This window comes from Caproiciproducens faecalis (assembly GCF_019448085.1).
In the GTDB taxonomy this organism is placed as follows: Bacteria; Bacillota; Clostridia; order Oscillospirales; family Acutalibacteraceae; genus Caproiciproducens; species Caproiciproducens faecalis.
The window spans coordinates 420646-440339 of record NZ_JAGFNZ010000001.1; the positions used below are offsets into that span (position 1 = coordinate 420646).

Annotated in this window: 18 protein-coding genes; 15 read left to right on the plus strand and 3 right to left on the minus strand. The window is 48.4% G+C overall.

Annotated elements, in window-relative coordinates; translation table 11 throughout:
• Positions 1-110 precede the first annotated feature (110 nt).
• Both J5W02_RS01950 and ptsP read left to right on the plus strand, forming a co-directional pair.
• On the plus strand, positions 111-368 hold the full coding sequence (locus J5W02_RS01950; protein ID WP_219963968.1) for an HPr family phosphocarrier protein: 258 nt from the start codon (positions 111-113) through the stop codon (positions 366-368).
• A gap of 15 nt (positions 369-383) precedes the next feature.
• On the plus strand, positions 384-2012 hold the full coding sequence (gene ptsP, locus J5W02_RS01955) for a phosphoenolpyruvate--protein phosphotransferase (protein WP_219963969.1): 1629 nt from the start codon (positions 384-386) through the stop codon (positions 2010-2012).
• 74 nt (positions 2013-2086) lie between these two features.
• Here the strand turns inward: ptsP and J5W02_RS01960 are convergent, their stop codons facing one another.
• Both J5W02_RS01960 and J5W02_RS01965 read right to left on the minus strand, forming a co-directional pair.
• Positions 2087-4057: a heavy metal translocating P-type ATPase gene (locus tag J5W02_RS01960; RefSeq protein ID WP_219963970.1), complete on the minus strand. Its 1971-nt coding sequence runs from the start codon at positions 4055-4057 to the stop codon at positions 2087-2089.
• Positions 4050-4421 (minus strand): ArsR/SmtB family transcription factor, encoded by a 372-nt coding sequence (locus J5W02_RS01965; RefSeq protein WP_219963971.1) that lies wholly within the window; start codon positions 4419-4421, stop codon positions 4050-4052. Before J5W02_RS01965 ends, J5W02_RS01960 begins: the two co-directional genes overlap by 8 nt.
• A gap of 506 nt (positions 4422-4927) precedes the next feature.
• Between J5W02_RS01965 and J5W02_RS01970 the strand changes: the two genes are divergently transcribed.
• The 11 genes from J5W02_RS01970 (at position 4928) to J5W02_RS02020 (ending at position 15747) form a co-directional block, all read left to right on the plus strand.
• On the plus strand, positions 4928-5845 hold the full coding sequence (locus tag J5W02_RS01970; RefSeq protein WP_219964422.1) for an ABC transporter permease: 918 nt from the start codon (positions 4928-4930) through the stop codon (positions 5843-5845).
• A 21-nt stretch (positions 5846-5866) separates the two neighbouring features.
• Positions 5867-6925, plus strand: a complete 1059-nt coding sequence (locus J5W02_RS01975) for an ABC transporter permease (protein WP_219963972.1) — start codon at positions 5867-5869, stop codon at positions 6923-6925.
• Positions 6926-6936: 11 nt separating this feature from the next.
• Entirely contained in the window at positions 6937-7947 is a 1011-nt protein-coding gene (locus tag J5W02_RS01980) for an ABC transporter ATP-binding protein (protein ID WP_219963973.1), read from the plus strand.
• On the plus strand, positions 7944-8912 hold the full coding sequence (locus J5W02_RS01985; RefSeq protein WP_219963974.1) for an ABC transporter ATP-binding protein: 969 nt from the start codon (positions 7944-7946) through the stop codon (positions 8910-8912). Before J5W02_RS01980 ends, J5W02_RS01985 begins: the two co-directional genes overlap by 4 nt.
• Before the next feature lie 67 nt (positions 8913-8979).
• Positions 8980-9129, plus strand: coding sequence for a hypothetical protein (locus J5W02_RS01990; protein ID WP_219963975.1), 150 nt, complete (start codon positions 8980-8982; stop codon positions 9127-9129).
• An 80-nt stretch (positions 9130-9209) separates the two neighbouring features.
• Positions 9210-10658, plus strand: coding sequence for a peptide ABC transporter substrate-binding protein (locus J5W02_RS01995; RefSeq protein ID WP_219963976.1), 1449 nt, complete (start codon positions 9210-9212; stop codon positions 10656-10658).
• A gap of 396 nt (positions 10659-11054) precedes the next feature.
• A complete protein-coding gene (locus tag J5W02_RS02000) occupies positions 11055-12239 on the plus strand; it encodes an ABC transporter substrate-binding protein (protein WP_255575509.1) in 1185 nt (394 codons plus the stop codon).
• A 117-nt stretch (positions 12240-12356) separates the two neighbouring features.
• The gene (locus J5W02_RS02005; RefSeq protein ID WP_219963977.1) at positions 12357-13238 is read left to right on the plus strand and encodes a branched-chain amino acid ABC transporter permease; all 882 of its coding nucleotides are present in this window, start codon (positions 12357-12359) and stop codon (positions 13236-13238) included.
• Positions 13239-13241: 3 nt separating this feature from the next.
• Positions 13242-14267 (plus strand): branched-chain amino acid ABC transporter permease, encoded by a 1026-nt coding sequence (locus J5W02_RS02010; protein WP_255575510.1) that lies wholly within the window; start codon positions 13242-13244, stop codon positions 14265-14267.
• A gap of 3 nt (positions 14268-14270) precedes the next feature.
• Positions 14271-15032 (plus strand): ABC transporter ATP-binding protein, encoded by a 762-nt coding sequence (locus tag J5W02_RS02015; protein ID WP_219963978.1) that lies wholly within the window; start codon positions 14271-14273, stop codon positions 15030-15032.
• Positions 15033-15042: 10 nt separating this feature from the next.
• On the plus strand, positions 15043-15747 hold the full coding sequence (locus tag J5W02_RS02020) for an ABC transporter ATP-binding protein (RefSeq protein WP_407928350.1): 705 nt from the start codon (positions 15043-15045) through the stop codon (positions 15745-15747).
• A gap of 40 nt (positions 15748-15787) precedes the next feature.
• On the opposite strand, the gene spoIID is transcribed toward J5W02_RS02020, so the two are convergent.
• Entirely contained in the window at positions 15788-16861 is a 1074-nt protein-coding gene (gene spoIID, locus J5W02_RS02025; RefSeq protein WP_219963980.1) for a stage II sporulation protein D, read from the minus strand.
• A 392-nt stretch (positions 16862-17253) separates the two neighbouring features.
• Between spoIID and J5W02_RS02030 the strand changes: the two genes are divergently transcribed.
• Both J5W02_RS02030 and J5W02_RS02035 read left to right on the plus strand, forming a co-directional pair.
• Complete coding sequence (locus tag J5W02_RS02030; protein WP_219963981.1) at positions 17254-18627, plus strand: citrate/2-methylcitrate synthase; 1374 nt, start codon at positions 17254-17256, stop codon at positions 18625-18627.
• A gap of 20 nt (positions 18628-18647) precedes the next feature.
• Positions 18648-19634 carry a DUF1129 domain-containing protein gene (locus J5W02_RS02035; RefSeq protein ID WP_219963982.1) on the plus strand — a complete coding sequence of 329 codons (987 nt, stop codon included), beginning with the start codon at positions 18648-18650 and terminating at the stop codon, positions 19632-19634.
• Positions 19635-19694: the final 60 nt, after the last annotated feature.

Here is a 19694-nt window from a genome sequence, read left to right on the forward strand (position 1 = left end):
AGTCATTGACAAATTGTGAAAAATTGGTACAATGAATTTAGTTATTATTACAAAACAGAAAATCAGACTTTGAAATAGGAAACAATAAAATTTTAGAGAGGTTGGTTAGTGTGCAGACGTTTCAACATATTATCAAGGATGAAGTGGGGCTTCATGCAAGACCGGCTGGGATGCTTGTAAAACTGGCATCTTCCTGCTCATCAGACATCAGCATTACGTTTGAGTCCAAAAAAGTGAGCGCAAAAAAATTGTTTGCCGTTATGGGTCTTTGCGCAAAAAGGAACGATGAAATCACCATTACGGTTGAGGGTGAAAATGAGGAGGCGGACTGCCTGCAAATAAAAGAATTCTGTGAACAAAATCTGTAAGGCTGGTGGTAACTGATGAAAAAAATACACGGTATCGGCGCGTCAAAGGGTTACGCAATCGGGAAACTGACTCTTTGCGTCAATATTGACGATCATATTCAGAAAAGAAGCATAACGGACATTCCAGCGGAGCTGTCAAGGCTTGACGCTGCCAAAGATGCGGCGGTAGAGGCGCTCAACGCCATTTACATGAAAGCGATTAAGCGTGTCGGCGAAGCGAATTCCATGATTTTTCAGATACATATCATGATGCTTCAGGACGAGGACTATTTCAACACCATTCAGGATGCGATTAAAAATGAAAAGGTAAACGCCGAATATGCCGTTTGGCAGGCCGGCAGACAGTTTTCAGAAATGTTCTCACAGATGGAAGACGAATACATGCGCGGCCGTGCCGCCGACGTCCTCGATATCTCCAAGAGGCTGATTCGTAATCTTGACAAAACTCTTGCCAATGGATTGGACTGCCTGACAGACCGGTCCATTGTTGGTGCGGTTGACCTGATGCCCAGCGAAACCGTACAGATGGATAAGAATCTGGTCCTCGCTTTTGTAACGCGCGAAGGCTCCAAAAGCTCTCATTCGGCAATTTTGGCCCGAACCATGGGGATCCCAGCCGTGGTTGGGCTTGCGGACGGCTACAGCGAGCTGACGGACGGAATTTCCATTATCGTTGACGGTGCTGCCGGGGACGTTATTCTTGAACCGGACGAGCAGACTCTTGCACAGTACCGGGAAAAACAGCAGGAATTCGCAAGTTATCAGCATGAATTGGCTCTGCTGAAAGGAACCAAGGCGGTTACAAAGAACGGTACCGTCATTGAAATCAATGCGAACATCGGGCATCCGGAGGATGTTTCAATGGTCCTTGAAAACGACGCGGACGGCATCGGCCTTTTCCGCAGCGAGTTTCTTTACATGGAGAGCAGCAATTTCCCGAGCGAGGAAGATCAGTTTCAGGCATATAAAAAGGTACTGGAGAAAATGGGCGGAAAGCGCGTTATTATCCGTACACTGGATTTGGGCGCGGATAAACAGGTACCTTACCTTGATATCCCCCATGAGGAAAATCCGGCCATGGGCTACCGCGCAATCCGGATCTGCCTGGACCGCCAGGAGCTTTTCATCACCCAGCTCAGGGCGCTGATCCGCGCTTCGGCTTTCGGAAAACTGGCCATCATGTTTCCGATGATTATTTCCGTTGAAGAAGTCAAAAAGATTAAGGAAATCGTGGAAAAAGTGAAAAAAGATCTGACGGAGGAGAACATTGCATTTGCTCCGGACTTTGAGCTAGGGATTATGATAGAAACGCCCGCTTCGGTCATACTGAGCGATCTGCTGGCAAAAGAGGTTGATTTCTTCAGTATTGGAACCAATGACCTGACCCAGTACACGCTTGCGGTAGACCGTATGAATCATACCATTTCCAAAATGTTCGATTCCCGTCATCCCGCAGTACTGCGCATGATTGAAAAAACGGCGGAAAGCGCAAAGAATGCCGGTATCTGGGTGGGCATCTGCGGGGAATCCGCCGCGGATACCGCGATGACGGAATTCTACGTTAAAATCGGCATCAGCGAGCTTTCGGTTACTCCTTCCATGGTGCTTGAACTGCGCAAAGCGGTACAGCAGATTGAATTGTAAGTTTCCATTGTAAAAACAGACAGCCTTCCGCTCAAACTGAGCGGAAGGCTGTCTTGCTGTGCAGAGTGGTTTCATCATCGGAATTTCAGAATTCGGGTTGCGTTGAGAACCGTAAGGATACAAACGCCCACGTCGGCGAATACGGCCATCCACATGGGGGAGTAGCCAAGAGCGGCGAGAACCAGCACCAATGCCTTAAAGGCGAGTGCAAAGAAGATATTGAACCGGATGATGCCCATCGCGCGTCTGGCGATTCGGATGGCAGGAGCAAGCTTGGAGGGTTTATCCAGTGTCAGTACAACGTCGGAAGCTTCTATGGCCGCGTCGGTGCCAAGTCCCATCGCGACTCCACAGTCGGAAGCAGCTAGGACGGGGGCATCGTTAATACCGTCGCCCACAAAAATGGTTTTTCCGGTTTCATTGCGAATGCTTTCCATCAATGACACTTTGCTTTCCGGAAGCAGTCCGGCGTGGTATTCCGTGATTCCGCATTCCTGCGCAGCGGCGGCAGCGGAGTTTTCATTGTCACCGGTCAGCATCACCACACGCTTTATTCCGATTTCTTTCAGCATCTTTACGCCTTCCGCAGCGTCGGGTTTGGCGGTATCATTCAGTTCCATACTGCCCTCTACAACGCCGTCAATCGCCACAAAGATAGAAGCCGGTGCATAACTCTCCATATTAAGTCCGTTTTGCTCCAGAAGATGTCTGCGCCCACAGACTACTTTTTTGCCGTCAATCACCGCAACAACACCGTGCCCCGGAATTTCCTCCGCCTGGTCTGTGGGAAGAAGTTCTATTCCTGCTGCGGCTTTTATGACTGCTTTTGCGGCCGGGTGGGTACTGTATTGTTCCGCAGAAGCAGCGATCCGCAGCAAATCGGCTTGTGGAAGGCTGCCGAGGGTGGTTACTTTGTTCAGTTTCAGTTCGCCGCTGGTCAGCGTTCCTGTTTTGTCAAACACAACCGCGTCGGTCAGCGCAAGGGCTTCCAGAAACCTTCCGCCTTTAATCAACACGCCGTTTTTGCTTTCGGCCCCGATGCCTGCGTAAAAACCAAGCGGGACTGAAATAACCAGTGCGCACGGACAGGAAGCTACCAGAAACACCAGCGCACGGTAAAGCCACACACGGAACTCGCCGAGTCCAAACAGAGGAGGCAGCACCATCAGCAGGAGTGCAAGGGCCATTACCAGAGGAGTGTAGATTTCCGCAAAGCGGGTAATCAGTTTTTCGGCTTTGCCCTTTCGTGCCGCGGCGGATTCCACCATGGCGATGATTCTGGAAGCCGCCGAGTTTTGCAGGTCATGGGTTACTTCAATGGTCAGCGGCCCCTGCTCATTCATCATGCCCGACAGGACTTCAGAGCCGGCAAACGCATCCGCCGGCGCACTTTCGCCCGTCAGCGCGGAGGTGTTCAGTGTAGAGTTACCGGAAAGAACGATTCCGTCCAGCGGAATTCGTTCAAAAGGGTAAACACGAATCGTATCGCCGATTTGAACGCTTTCGGCAGAAACAATTTCTTCGGTTCCGTCAAGCACTCTGCGCGCGGTATCCGCTCGGATTTCGGCAAGTTTTTCAATGCTGTCGCGCGAACTGTCTACCGCTTTGTCTTCTATCATTTCTCCCAGCTGGTACAGGACGGCCACCATTGCCGCTTCAAGAAACTGTCCCAGACCAAAAGCCGCAATCACCGCGACCGCCATTAATGTTGTTTCATCCATTCTCAGTTTCAGAAGGGAACGCCAGCCGCTTCGAAATACACGCCAGCCGGATAATATAATCGAGACCCCGAACAGAATTGCCGTAATCAGCGGGGGAGTCTGAAAGATATGTTCTGAGAGGAAACCTGCTGAAAAAAACAGCAGCGAAGAAATCATTTCGATTTTAAATATATTCGGGTTCTTCTCTTCTTCATTTCCGCAGTGTCCGCAGCCACAGCCGCAGGCTAAGGGAGGCTGATCTTTCTTTGTGTCCTGTTCATGCTCGTGCTCGTGTTCACAGCAGGCACAGCGGGTTTCGTGTGGTTGATTATCAAATTCATGCATGCGGGTTTTCCTCCTTTACATGGTTCAGGCCCTGTTCAAACAAGAGCCGGACATGTTCATCGTCCAGCGAGTAGAAGGAAGACTTTCCTTCGCGCCTTACCCGTACCAGGTGTGCGCTTCGCAGCAGACGAAGCTGATGGGAAATGGCAGATTGTCCCATATCCAATATTTCCGCTATGTCACAGACGCATAATTCGCTTTCAAACAGTGCGCAGATAATTCGTACTCTGGTGGTATCGCCAAAAACCTTAAATAATTCCGCAAGGGCAAACAATGTGTCCAGGTCAGGCATATTGTGCAGTGTTTTTTCGACAAGATTGGGATGAATGCATTTTTCTTCGCAATAATCGGTTAATTCTTCCATTTTAGTAATCACTCCTGTTCATATGAACACATATTCATTTGTTTGTTTTATTATATTCCGCTGTTCTGATTTATGCAATAGTTTTTAAGAATTTTATTTCTTAGATATTCCTGCTAAAAGGCAAGATTCCAAATTGTGGTATAAAAGAAAAAGACCTGCGGCAATCAATTCGGTTGATTCAGGGTTTGGTTGAATATTGGAAAAATAAATATGCAAAAGTCTCTACTTATTCAGAATCCTAAACAGAATTAACTTGAATTTTGAATTGATAATTGATATAATAATGCAATAGAACATGTCTTGTAGGGCACGCCTTGTGTAGGTGTGTCCTACAAAAGCATTTTAAGGTAAATAATAGACTCTGTTGAATTAAGGGTGTTTTTGTGGTATAATTTCGAATTGTATTCTCTTCTTTTAGAGTTTGAGTTTGCCTGTAGTGTTTATTCTGTTACCCGCAACATGAGGTTGCCTTTGCAAATAAACAGGAATTTTAAGGAGTGGCTGTAGTGACAAACTATGTGATAAAGCGTATTGCCTATGCGCTTTTGACAATTTTTCTGATTTCTGTCATCACCTTTGCGCTGATGAACATGATTCCCGGCGGTCCATTTTTGAGTGAGAAAGCGGTTTCACCGGCGACCACAGAGGCGATGAAGGTGAAATACGGATTGGACAAACCGCTGTATGTCCAATACGGAAATTATATGAACAATTTACTTCACGGCGATTTTGGTATTTCATTGAAGCAGAAGGGCCGGACGGCTAACGACATTATTACTTCAACTTTTCCCATTTCCGCCAAACTTGGCGGAATTTCGATTTTTATTGCGCTGTTTTTAGGGCTGACCATGGGCTCCGTGGCGGCGCTGAACAGAGGCAAGTGGGCTGACAGCCTTCTGATGGTTATTTCAACGCTGGGGATTGCGGTACCTTCCTTTGTCGTTGCAACCTTTCTGATGATGACTTTTGGCGTTAACCTGCACTGGCTGCCGACCATGGGGCTGAAAACCCCTTTGCACTATATCCTGCCGGTTGCCACGCTTTCCTTTTACCCCATGGCGTATATTACCCGGCTGATGCGTTCCAGTATGCTTGACGCGTTGAATCAGGACTACATACGCACAGCAAAAGCAAAAGGCGTAAGTAAATTCTCCATGCTGTTCAAACATGCCCTGAGAAACGCGATTATCCCAATTATCACTTATGTGGGCCCGCTGCTTGCCTATACGGTGTCCGGCAGCTTTGTGGTTGAGAAGATTTTCAACATTCCCGGCCTTGGCCGCGAATTCATCAACTGCATCAGCGGACGTGATTATCCCATGGTAATGAGTACGACTATTTTTCTTGCGGTGCTACTGGTTTTAATGAATGTCCTCGTGGATATTTGCTACAAACTGGTTGATCCCAGAATTAAATTGAAGTGAGAAAGGCAGGGAAGCACAGCAATGGAAGATATTAAGTTCAAGAAAAACCCTTTCAGCTTGCAGCTAAACGCAGAAGATTTTTTGCCTGCCAGCTCTGAAGATAAAGCACAGCTTGAGGTCATGCGTGAAAGTACGACCTACTGGAAAGACGCAATGCAGCGTCTGCGCAAAAATAAAGTGGCTATGGCCGCAATGATTGTCATTTTGTTTGTTCTGATTTTTGCATTTGTGATTCCGAATTTTTACCCCTATCAGTATGACCAGCAGGTTCGCGGAAGCGAAGATTTAACACCGATGCAGTACTCTCAGTCGGAGATCCAGAAGATGGAAGCCGGCGAGAAAGTATTCCCCCATATTTTTGGAACCGATAAATTCGGCCGTGACCTTGGAATCCGCGTAATGGTCGGCGCCAGAATTTCTCTTCTGGTCGGATTGATTGCCAGCGCGCTGGTCCTGTTGATCGGCAGTATTTACGGTGCGGTGGCGGGATATTTTGGCGGTAAGGTCGACATCATCATGATGCGAATTGTAGATATTATTTATTCCATACCGGATATCTTGATTATCATCCTGCTGCAGGTTTCGCTGAAGGAACCGCTGAATGCGCTGTTTGCCAGCAATCCTGCTTTTGCGGGACTGCAGAAGGTCGGCGTAGGTCTGATTAGTATTTTTATTACCTTCAGTATGCTGTACTGGGTTGGAATGGCCCGTATTGTACGCGGACAGGTTATGTCGCTGAAGGAACAGGAATTTGTTACGGCGGCCAAAGCGTTGGGCGCTTCAAACGGAAGAATCATTCAAAAGCATCTGATCCCCAACTGCATTGGCACCTTGATTGTTACAACGACTCTCCAGATTCCGTCCGCCATCTTTACGGAAGCGTTTTTGAGCTTTTTGGGTCTGGGTGTTGCCGCGCCGATGGCAAGCCTTGGATCGCTTGCTTCCTCGGCAATTGACGGAATCACGTCTTATGCTTACCGGTTGACCATCCCGGCAATTGTCATCAGTTTAATCATTCTTTCATTCAATCTTTTTGGCGACGGCCTGAGAGATGCGTTTGATCCAAAGCTTAAGAAATAGGAGATTTGATAATGAGTTCTAATTGTTTGCTTGATATAGAAAATCTTCAAGTTTCCTTTTTTACCCCCGCCGGAGAGGTAAAGGCCGTCAGCGGCGTATCCTATACGCTTGACCACGGCGAGGTGCTTGGAATCGTTGGAGAATCCGGAAGCGGAAAAAGCGTTTCCGCTTACACCCTGATGGGAATTATTGCCGACCCCGGTAAAGTAGTGGGCGGTACCGTTGAGTTTAACGGGCATCATATTGAAAAAATGAAGGAAAAAGAATTCCGGAAAATGCGCGGCAGTGAAGTCAGCATCATTTTCCAGGATCCGATGACCTCTTTAAACCCGGTTTATACCATTGGAAGCCAGCTGACGGAAATGCTGCGCCTGCACACCGACAAAAGCAGAGCAGAGTGCAAGGCAAGGGCCATTGAGCTTTTGGGGCTGGTCGGGATGAACGAACCGGAAAAACGCATGAAGCAGTATCCGCATGAGTTTTCAGGCGGTATGCGCCAGAGAGTGATGATCGCTATGGCGCTGGCCTGTGAGCCGAAACTGCTGATTGCAGACGAACCCACCACAGCGCTTGACGTTACCATTCAGGCTCAGATTCTGGAGCTGATGGTGGAACTGAAAAAGAAAATTAACATGTCGATTATTTTGATAACGCATGATTTGGGCGTCGTTTCCGACGTTTGTGACCGCATTGCGGTCATGTATGCCGGCAAGATCGTCGAAATCGGCAGTACGGACGATATTTTTTATAATCCGAAGCACTGCTATACGGTCGGCCTTTTGAACTCCGTTCCGAAAATCCACGAGCAGGGACACGAAAGGCTGATTCCGATCGAGGGAACCACCATTGACCTTCTGAACCCGCCGGCCGGATGTCCGTTTGCCTCCCGCTGCAGCCAGTGCATGAAGATCTGCCTGAAGCAGATGCCGGAGTTTACCGAAATTTCTCCGGGTCATAAAAGTGCCTGCTGGCTCTTGCAGAAAGAGCAGTTTGAAAAAGCCGGGGAGGGAAATGCGCAATGAGCGAAAAGCTGTTGGAAGTTCAGCATCTTCAGCAATATTTTCCGGTAAGCGGAGGTATATTCAAGACAAATTATGTGCAGGCTGTTGATGACGTAAGCTTTTATATTAATAAGGGAGAAACCCTTGGACTGGTTGGAGAAAGCGGCTGCGGAAAAACAACAACGGGCAGAACAATTCTGCGGTTGTACGAGCCGACCGCAGGAAAGATTTTCTATAACGGCGTCGATGTCACAAATATTGATTTTGCGCCTTACCGTAAAAAAATGCAGATCGTTTTTCAGGACCCCTACGCTTCTTTGGATGCCCGTATGACGGTCGGCGACATTGTCGGCGAACCGATTGATATACACAATCTGGCTTCCAGCCGTAAGGAGCGCAACGACAGAATTCTTTCCCTGCTGGAAAGGGTGGGTCTGAACTCCGAGCACGCAAACCGCTATCCCCATGAATTTTCCGGCGGACAGCGCCAGAGAATCGGAATTGCGCGCGCGCTGGCGGTCAACCCGGAATTTATCGTGTGCGATGAACCGATTTCCGCACTGGACGTTTCCATACAGGCGCAGGTTGTCAACATGTTTGAGGATTTGCAGCAGGAACTGGGCCTGACCTATTTGTTCATTGCCCATGACCTTGCCATTGTAAAGCACATCAGCAACCGTATCGGCGTTATGTATCTTGGTAAGCTCGTTGAGCTTGCGGACAGCGACTCCCTCTACGAGCACCCGATTCATCCCTATACGCAGAGCCTTCTTTCCGCCATTCCGATTCCGGACCCGAAGATGAGCCGCGCGAAGAAGAGAATTGTGCTTGAGGGCGACGTTCCCAGCCCGCTGAACCCGCCTTCCGGCTGCCGTTTCAGAACCCGCTGCCCGTACGCAACGGAACAGTGTGCGGCGGAGGTTCCGGAATTCAAAGAGTATGAAACAGGTCATTTTGCGGCCTGCCACCGTATCGGTGAGTTTTAACAGATTTTAATTTGCACTGCAAGTTGAAATATCGAAGAGAGAAATCATAAAAATGGAGGGATTATCTATGACAAAGAAATTGGTATCTTTGGTACTGGCGCTGTCTTTGATGGCCTCGGCTTTTCAGGCTGCGGCAGCAACACAACGGCATCGTCCGGAACCGCTGCAGAGGGAAGCAAAGCTTCTGCAGAAGCAAAAACCCTTACTGTCTGTGTAGGCGCGGAGCCTGCAACAATTGACCCGGTTCACAATCAGACGGTCGACGGCGGCACTCTGATCCTGCATGCTTTTGAAGGCTTGACTAAGCATGACAAGGACGGCAAAATTGTTAACGGACAGGCAAAAGACATTAAAGTAAGCGACGATCACCTTACCTATACAGCTACCCTGCGTGACGACATCAAATGGTCCGACGGCAAAGCGGTAACAGCGGGAGACTTCGTTTACGCGTGGCAGAGAGGCGTAGACCCGAAAACAGCTTCTGAATACGCCAACATTTTTGACCCGATCAAAAATGCCACCAAGATCCGCAACGGCGAGAAGAAAGCGGATGGTACCGCTTATGCTCCGTCCGAACTCGGCATTGTAGCCAAGGACGACAAAACACTGGAAATTACTTTGGAAGCACCTTGTGCTTACATTATGGAACTGTTCACCTTCCCGACCTATATGCCTGTCAGAAAAGACATTATAGATGCAAAGGGCGATCAGTGGACACAGGACCCCACAACCTATGTCAGCAACGGCTGCTATATGCTGAAGGACTGGAGTCATAAAGAAAGCATGACTTATGTCAAGAATCCGAACTACTATGACAAGGATTCCGTTACCAATGACACACTGAAATTCATGCTGATTGAAGACGATGCTGCGCAGTTGGCTGCGTATCAGAACAATGAAATTCAGTTTGCTTATCAGTTCCCTGTGGATGAAATTGCCGCATGGAAAGATAAGCCGGATTATCACACCATTAACCAGCTGGGCACTTATCTGGTTTGCTACAACACCCAGAAAGCTCCTTTCAACGATCCCAGAGTCAGAAAAGCTCTGTCCCTTGCCATCGACCGTAACTACCTTGTAGAAAAAGTTACCAAGGGCGGCGAAACTCCTGCCGACGCCATGGTTTCCACCGGCGTAACGGATCAGGATGCTTCCAAGCAGTTCCACGATGTCGGCGGCGGATACTATTCCGTAAAGCCGGAAGATTATGAAAAGAATGTTGCCGAAGCCAAGAAACTGCTTGCAGAAGCAGGTTTCCCGGACGGAAAAGGCTTCCCGGCATTTGAATATATCTTCAATACTTCCTCCAAGCATCAGTCTGTTGCAGAAGCTCTGCAGAATATGTGGAAGACCGAGCTGGGAATCAACGCCACTCTGTCCTCTCAGGAATGGGCAGTCTTTGTGGACACCCGTAACAAGGGTAACTTCAGCGTAGCCCGCCACGGCTGGCTCGCCGACTACAACGACCCGATTTCCTACCTCACTCTGTGGGTAACAGGCGATGCTAACAACAGCGGTAAATACAGCAACAAAGACTACGACGCTCTGATAAAGAAAGCGCTGTCTACCGATGATAACTCTGTCAGAATGCCCGCCATGCACGACGCGGAAAAAATTCTCATGGACGACATGGGTATTGCTCCGCTGTTCTTCTACACCCATCCGTATCTGATGAACACCAACCTGAAGAACTTCTATGAGTCTCCGCTTGGTTTTGACTTCTTCATGTATACGACAGTAGAATAATTTTCACAGACAGAAACAAACGAAAGGCGTTTCCCTTAACGGGAAGCGCCTTTTTTGTGCATATTTTTATTGTTATGAATGATGCGGGGGCGTTACACTGCATCAGAACAAAATTTTACTGGTTTAAAGCGATAGTTAGCCGATAAATTTGCAATATTATATACTCAATATTTCATTTATATAAGATCAGAGATTAAAAAGCAAATAAAAACTGTTGAATTATACGATTTTTAAAAATAAGACGAATAATCGCAAATATGCAGTTGCAAATTTGATTCATCAGTAGTATAATCAAAAACATTAGAATATTAAGGTCAGGGCATAAAGTCGGGTTGTTTCCATGATCCGGCTGCAACATAAAGATGCAAAATGACTATTTTACTTGGGAGGTAAAACATGATGAAAAAGCGTTTATTGGCAGCTGTTTTGGCGGCTGTAATGCTTTCTGCTTCTGCGACAGGCTGCGCCCAGGGAGGCGGAAACACGGATTCTGCGGCTGCGGGCAGTGCTGCGGCAACTGGTGAGACAATTAAGATCGGTGGTCTTGCACCGCTAACCGGAAACGTATCTGTTTACGGTATTGCTACTAATAACGGCGTTAAGCTTGCTGTAGATGCGATTAATAAGAACGGCGGTGTTCTCGGCAAGAAAATCGAATACATCTCCTATGATGAAAAAGGCGATGCAATCGAAGCGGTTAACGCTTACAACAAGCTCGTACAGGATGACAAGGTAGTTGCGCTGGTTGGCGACGTTACTTCCAAACCGACGATTGCGGTTGCTCAGAAGGCTGTCAAAGACGGTCTGCCGATGATTACTGCGACCGGTACCGCTGCGGACATTACAAAAGCCGGCGACAATATCTTCCGCGCCTGCTTTATTGACCCGTTCCAGGGCGAACTGATGGCTGCCTACGCGGCACAGAAGCTCGGAGCAAAAACCGCCGCTATCATCTACGACAACGGCGACGACTATTCCACCGGTGTTGCGGACGCTTTTGAGGCTGCCGCGAAAGAAGCCGGCATGACCATTACCAACAAAGAAGCTTATCAGAGCGGCAGCGTCGATTTCAAATCTCAGCTGACAAAGATAAAGGCCGGCAATCCTGATGTTGTTATGGTTCCGGTTTATTATTCCGATGTAGCGCTGATTGCCGTACAGGCAAAAGAAATCGGCCTGAGCGCGAAGCTCCTCGGCGCTGACGGATGGGACGGCGTTCTTGAGAAGATTGACAAAAGCAATCTTGACGCTGTAAAGGACTGCTACTTCTGCAGCCAGTATTCCGCGGAAAGCACCAATCCGGATCTGCAGGCTTTCCTGAAATCATACAAGGCAGCCTACAATACGGACGCGAACATGTTCGCTGTTCTGGGTTATGATGCCATGGGCATGATGGCCGCCGCAATCAACAAAGCCGGTTCTACCGATTCCGACAAGATTGTTGCAGCGCTCAAAGGGCTTGAGTATAAAGGCCTCACCGGCAACACCACATTTGATGAAAACCGCAACCCGGTCAGAGAAGCTGTTATTACGACCATTGCGGACGGAAAATATAAATTTGTTGAGAACTTTAAAAAGTAAGTTTACCCATTCTGTTAGGAATTAAAAAGGGGAAAAGAGGGTGAAGAAATTCGCCCTCTTTTCGGGTTTTTGCGAATAATATCAATGTTTTAATATTAATGCAGGAGGGTGCGGTTTATGGATTTCTTTTCGCAAATCATCAATGGTCTGGGCATCGGCAGTATTTACGCGCTGGTCGCTCTGGGCTACAGTATGGTTTATGGTATCGTACAGCTGATTAACTTTGCTCACGGCGATATCATTATGGTAGGAGCTTATGTCGTATTTGTTATTATAGTCATGATGGGTCTTCCTTTGTGGCTTGCGGTATTGGGCTCAATTATTTTCTGCGGCATCGCCGGTGTGCTCATAGAGCGTATTGCGTATCATAGGCTTCTGGTCCGGGACGCACCCAGAATTTCCCTGCTGATTACCGCAATCGGGGTCAGCATCTTTTTACAGAACCTTTTTCAGCTGCTGTTTGGTTCCGATGCGAAATCAATGCCGAGAATGTTTTCCTTCAGCCCGCTCCAGCTGGGCGGTCTGCAGATTACTTCTTCGACCGTTCTGAATATTCTGGTTTCTGTTATTATGATGGCGGGGCTGCAGCTGATGGTCAGCAAAATGAAAATCGGCAAAGCGATGCGCGCGACTTCCGAAGATGCTGGTGCCGCCAAACTGATGGGGATCAACACCAATACCACCATTGCCTTTACATTCGGCATCGGCTCGGCTTTGGCATCCGCAGGCGCGGTGCTTTACTGCAATACTTATCCGCAGATTAAACCGATTATGGGCGGTCTTTTGGGTCTGAAAGCGTTTGTCGCCGCTGTGCTCGGCGGGATCGGCAGCATTCCCGGCGCGATGCTGGGCGGTTATCTGCTGGGCGTTGCTGAAAGCCTGACCAACGCCTATATCAGCAGCAACCTGACGGACGCTGTTGTTTTCGGCATCCTGATTATCGTCCTGCTTGTAAAACCCGCGGGATTGCTTGGCAAAAATACAAGGGAGAAGGTGTAACAGATGTTGGGTATTTCCAGAAAGAAAAAGATTTCCTATGTTGTCAATCTGGCAATTGTTATTCTCCTGTATCTGGTCTTTACCATGCTGATCCGTCAGGGTATTGTAAACAGTTACTATTCGGATATTATGAATATGATGTGTATCAACATCATTATGGCCGTTAGCCTGAACCTGGTAACCGGTTTGCTGGGCCAGCTGGTTCTGGGCCACGCGGGATTCATGCTGGTGGGTGCTTATACAGCTGGTTTGTTCACAATTCATTCCGGGCTTCCGCTCCCGGTCGCATTCCCAATCGCGCTGGTACTGGGCGGACTGGTTGCGGCAATTTTCGGTGTCATCATCGGTGTGCCGGCACTTCGCCTGAAAGGCGACTATCTTGCGATTATCACCTTGGGGTTTGGTGAAATTATTCGTGTAATTGCCAATAACCTTACCATCACCAACGGTGCAAAAGGCCTTTACGGCATTGATTCCTTAAATTCACGGCATAATCTGACGGCGATGTTTACCTATATTTTCTTTATTGCTGTTTTGACTATTTTTATCAGCTTCACCTTCGGGACCTCGCGCCACGGACGTGCTGTTATTTCCATCCGTGAAGATGAAATTGCCGCGGAGGCTTCGGGTATCAACACAACCTATTATAAGCTGCTCGCTTTCATTCTGGCAGCATTCTTTGCCGGAGTTGCCGGCGGCCTTTACGCTCATCAGATCGGCTTGATCGATCCCTCAAAGTTCGATTTCAACCGTTCTGTGGAAATCCTCGTAATGGTTGTTCTGGGCGGCATGGGTTCCATTACCGGTTCCATTATTTCCGCAGGCGTTCTGACCATTCTGCCGGAGGCCCTGCGCGGTTTTGCAAGCTACCGTATGCTGCTTTACTCTATCGTATTGATTTGCGTCATGCTCTTCCGCCCCACGGGTCTGCTTGGCCGCAGCGAATTTTCATTGATGAAAACTGTGGATAAAATCAGAGGTGCTGTCAAAGGCAAAAAACAGGACCCGGCTTCAAATAAGGAGGGCTAACTGATGTCTGTACTGGAAACGAAAAACCTTGGAATTGCTTTCGGCGGCCTTCAGGCTCTTGAAGATGTGCATTTTTCTATCAATGAAGGAGAAATTATTGGTCTGATCGGGCCGAATGGAGCAGGAAAAACCACCGTGTTCAACCTGCTGACCGACGTATATATGCCGACACAGGGCGTCATTGAGCTCGACGGCAACAACATTGTAGGTAAAAAAACATACCAGATTACACAGAACGGAATTGCGAGGACCTTTCAGAATATTCGTCTGTTCAAGGATGCTACCGTGATTGATAATGTAAAAATTGCGATGAACAGCCAAATGAAATATTCCGTTCTGGCGGGAATGTTCCGTCTTCCTTCCTACCGCAGGGAAGAAAAGGCGGTTTCAAAACGGGCTCATGAGCTTTTAGAGGTTTTTAACTTGGACGGGTATGCGCATGATTCTGCGAAAAACCTTCCCTATGGCAAGCAGCGCAAGCTGGAAATTGCCCGTGCGCTGGCAACGAATCCGAAGGTTCTGCTTCTTGACGAACCTGCGGCCGGCATGAATCCGACCGAAACTATGGAATTAATGGAAACCATCATGCTGATCCGCGACAAATTCCATGTTGCGATCCTTTTGATTGAGCATGACATGAACTTTGTTATGGGTATCTGCGAACATATTGTGGTTTTGGATTACGGCAGAATTATCGCAGAAGGTACCGCAGAAGAAGTTCGCAGCGATCCGAAAGTCATCGCTGCGTATCTTGGAGGGGAATAATATGGGAGTAATGCTGTCGGTTAAAAATCTGGATGTTTTTTACGGATCCATCCATGCCATTAAAAATATTTCCTTCGATGTGCAGGAGGGAGAAATCGTTACCCTGATCGGCGCAAACGGTGCCGGAAAGACCACAACGCTTCACTCCATTTCCGGACTGGTCAAGCCGAAGAACGGTGAGATCAATTTTATGGGGAATGATCTTCGTACGACGGAGCCCCACAAAATTATCCGGCTTGGACTGGCTCAGGTTCCGGAAGGAAGACGCATTTTCGCAAAGATGACGGTGCTGGAAAATTTGGAAATGGGTGCATATATCCGCAACGACGGCGATAAAATCGAAGACGATTTTGAAAAGCTGTTTGAACGCCTGCCCCGACTGAAGGAGCGCCGCAAGCAGATTGCCGGGACACTCAGCGGCGGCGAACAGCAGATGCTTGCGATTGGACGCGCACTGATGTGTAATCCGAAAATGCTCCTGCTGGATGAACCGTCCATGGGGCTTTCTCCGCTTCTGGTCGGTGAAATTTTCAATATTATTCAGGATGTAAACAAGTCGGGCGTTACTGTCCTTCTGGTGGAGCAAAACGCCAAGAAGGCATTGGAAATTGCAAATCATGCCTACGTTCTTGAAACGGGCACAATTGCCATGGAAGGCGACGCAGACGAGCTGGCAAATGATGAAAAGGTTCGAAAGGCTTATCTGGGCGGCTGATATTTCGAAGAAAAGGCGGAAGCAATTGCTTCCGCCTTTTCTATGTACTGACAGTTGTAAGGGTGGTAGTGGGATAATACCAGGCCAAAATCTGCTTGTAATCGGAACCCTGGGACGCCATGTACTGTGCGCCGACCTGGCTCATGCCTACGCCGTGCCCATATCCTTTTACCACAAACGTGAATGTATTGTTTTTACAGGAGACGGTAAAGTTTGCCGAGCGCAGGTTAAACGCGTTTCGTGCGTCGTTTCCGGTTACGGAGACGCCGCCGATTTCTATGGTTTTCACGGAGCCCGCCGTGGTACGGGCAATGCTGCCGACCCACTTGGCCGCGTCCGCACCTAAGTTTGCTTTCGGCGCGACTTTCAGCGCGGCTGCCTTGAACTGGTCGGCGCTGAGCGTAACCGTGGTCTGGTATCCGCTGGAAAAGACATCTCCCGGACTGGCCACGGAAACCAGATAGCTTCGCTTGCCGCCCCAAATGTCCTCCGATGTTTCTGTATTTCCGGAGGAGATGGCATAATAGGTTGCATCCGCAAGATCGTCCCCGCTTTTCAATACCTGTCCGTAGACGGCGTTTACCACTTGAGTGAGCTTGTTATAGTATTCGTTGAAATTGGTTCCCCAGCGCTCCTGCATCTGCGCATTGGTGACGTAGATTTGCCACCCCTGAGTGTCCGCGGAAAAATCCGCGCCTTTTAGCGCGGCCGTGGGAGTGGTTCTCTCCTGCTCACGCAGGCGGCTGTAATAGGTGTACGCTGCGACTCCCTGCGCTTTTAGCGCTTCCGGCGAGGATTCCGGTGACATTTCGGTGGCAATCGCGCCGTAGAGAAAGCTTCGGTCATCCACTGTTAAGATCTGGCTGCTTTTCGCATCCAGTATTTTAAACTGCGCTGTGCCCTGAGCGGCGGGTGCAGTGCTCTGCGGCGTCTGTGACGTTGGCTGAGACTGCGGTTTTTCCTGTGATTGATTCTGTTTCTGCGGCGGTACGGACGAAGCCGCCTTGCTGCTCGGCTTGTCTGTCTTGTCCGGGATTTTCGCGCCCAGTGACAAGAAAGGAATCAAGAACATCAGAAAAAAAAGCAGAAGTCCCAGTAAGGTTTTGCCTTTCATTTTCAACCACCATTTCTCCGTGCAGTAAAAAATTTTGCTGAAGCAGCGGCCGAACCCTGCACGGAAGATGTTTTCGGCCTGTTTCCGATTTGGCTGGTCCGTTTTCTGAACATGGGAGCTACCGTATTACATTTTACATGAGCGTATTAAAAATTATTCATAAAATTATAAATATATTTCTACAGGAGAGCGATATGACAAAAAAATGAAATTTTTAATTGTTTTTGTTGCAAAAACAATTAATTTGCATGTAAACTTACTTGACTTTGATTTCCGGGTGATATATATTATATGCTAGAGTATTTATACGAGATAGTAGGTTGCCGTCGGTTCTTCCACGCGGAGCAGGACGGCTTTTTTGCTGAATTTGTGTGGAGAAATGGTGTGCTTTAATGGCAGAAATTGTACTTGAACAGGATAATCCGGGCTTAAAAAGCCTATGTGATGAATTCAGGGCGAACAATAAGATTCCGCCTGAAAAATTTGAATTATATCAAGTGAAACGCGGTCTGCGCAATCCTGACGGCACCGGCGTTATGGCCGGCCTTACCACCATCTGTAACGTACACGGGTATTTGATTGCGGACGGTGAACGCATTCCGGACGAGGGCAAGCTGACTTACCGTGGAATTGATCTCAGAGATATTGTGGAAGGCTGTATCGCAGAGAAGCGTTTTGGCTTTGAAGAAGTTGCGTGGCTTTTGCTCTTTGGCGAGCTGCCAAGCACGGAGCAGCTGCAGACGTTCTGCAAAACCCTCAACAGCTACCGTGAGCTCCCGGAATATTTTGCGGAAGATATGATTATCAAAGCGCCTTCAAAAAATATTATGAATAAATTGGCTCGTTCCGTGCTGGCACTGTATTCGTATGACGAAAATCCGGATGATACTTCCCTGCAGAACAACATGCGTCAGGCTATCCAGCTGATTGCGCGGATGCCTACGATCATGACGTATGCCTATCAGGTAAAACGCCGTCACTTCGACAAGCAGAGCATGTATTTCCATCCGATTGATCCTTCCCACTCCACGGCGCAGGCTATTTTGAACGCGATTCGTCCCGACCGTGTGTTTACAGACGAAGAAGCGAAACTGCTGGATCTCTGTCTGATTCTGCACGCGGAGCACGGCGGCGGCAACAACTCTACTTTTGCGGCGCGTGTGCTTTCTTCCACCGGAACGGATATTTATTCCTCCATGGCGGCCGCGATCGGTTCCCTGAAAGGACCGAAACACGGCGGCGCGAACCACAGGGTCATGATGATGATGAACGAGATCATGGAGAATGTGCACAATTGGGAAGACGAGACCGAACTGGAAAACTATCTTGAAAAAATTGTCCGCGGAGAGGCCTGTGACCATTCCGGGCTGATTTACGGGATGGGACACGCGGTCTATACGCTTTCCGATCCCCGTGCGGTCATTTTGAGAACAAAAGCGCATAAAATGGCTGAAGAAAGAAATATGCTCAAGAAATTTGAGTTGTTCGAGAGAGTGGAAAAGCTCGCGCCCAACGCTTTTGCGCATGTCAAAGGGGAGATGAAGGTCATTTCCGCCAATGTTGACTTTTATTCCGGGCTGGTTTATGAAATGCTTGGAATCCCGAGCGATCTGTTTACGCCTCTCTTTGCTGTTTCCCGTATTGCGGGGTGGTGTGCTCATCGCATAGAAGAGATGGAGACGTGCGGAAGAATTATGCGTCCGGCGTATCGTTCTTTGTCCAAGAGCAAGCCTTACATATCCCTTGACCAAAGAAACGCTAAATAAAGTTGGAAGGATATCACGCCATGAATATTAAGAACGCCTGGATCGTATTTGCAGTGGCACTGCTGGTTACACTGCCGACCAGGATGTATCAGATACTGTTTTTAGTGGATCAGGACACCGGCTTTTATACCGATGGCATGAAAACCACCGCGTTTGTTTCCGCCGGACTTGCAGCGGGCGTCATTTTACTGATTGCCATGTGTTTTATGGATAAGAGCGAAAAACCGAAATACAGCCCCATCAGGAGTATTCCGGCGGCGGTTTTCGGCGTTCTGGCCGGACTGGGGATCGTCCTCCAGTACGCCGTTGGCATCTTCACTTCAGGGGAATCCCAAAACCCGCTTCCTTCCCTGATTCTGGCACTGGTCGGGATTTGCGCGGGTGCGGTGATGATTCTGACCGCCTACCAGTTTGCTACAGGCGGCAACACCTTTGAAGCCCACCCGATTTTGGCGCTGGTTCCGTCCGTGTGGGGCTGCGTCAGCCTTGTTTCGCTGTTCCTTACCTATGTGGCGGTGGTCAATGTTGCGGAGAACATCTACGACACATTTACGGTGATCTTTCTGCTTCTGTTCCTGTTTGCTCAGGCAAAAATGTTTGCACGCATAGAGGATGAAAAAAGTGCAAAACTAGTCTATATGTTTGGTTTGCCGGCGGCGCTGCTTTTGCTGGTAACCGGAATACCGGGTACGGTCATGGTTCTTTTCAATATCAAGAGTGCAGGGACTTTCCCGGTTGGCCTGTATCCGGTAAATATTCTTCTTGCACTTTATGTGATTTTGTTTTTGGTGCAGTATTCCAAGGAAAAAGTGGACAGGCTTCTGCCCGCCGCTGAGGCTCTGGACGAGGAACCTCAGGTCAGTGAAGCGGTTACCGGTACGCCGGACACGGATGAGCGGGAGGAAGAAGCGCCGGGTCAGGAAAGCTGCCTGGAATTTTTGGGAAAGGCATACCACAGTCAGCTACAGTTCTGTGAAGAGATTAAAAGTCCTTTTTTTCACAATTGAAATAAAAAAAGTTAGTTAAATTTATGTCAGATGACTTGTAAAATATCTTAAAATGCTATA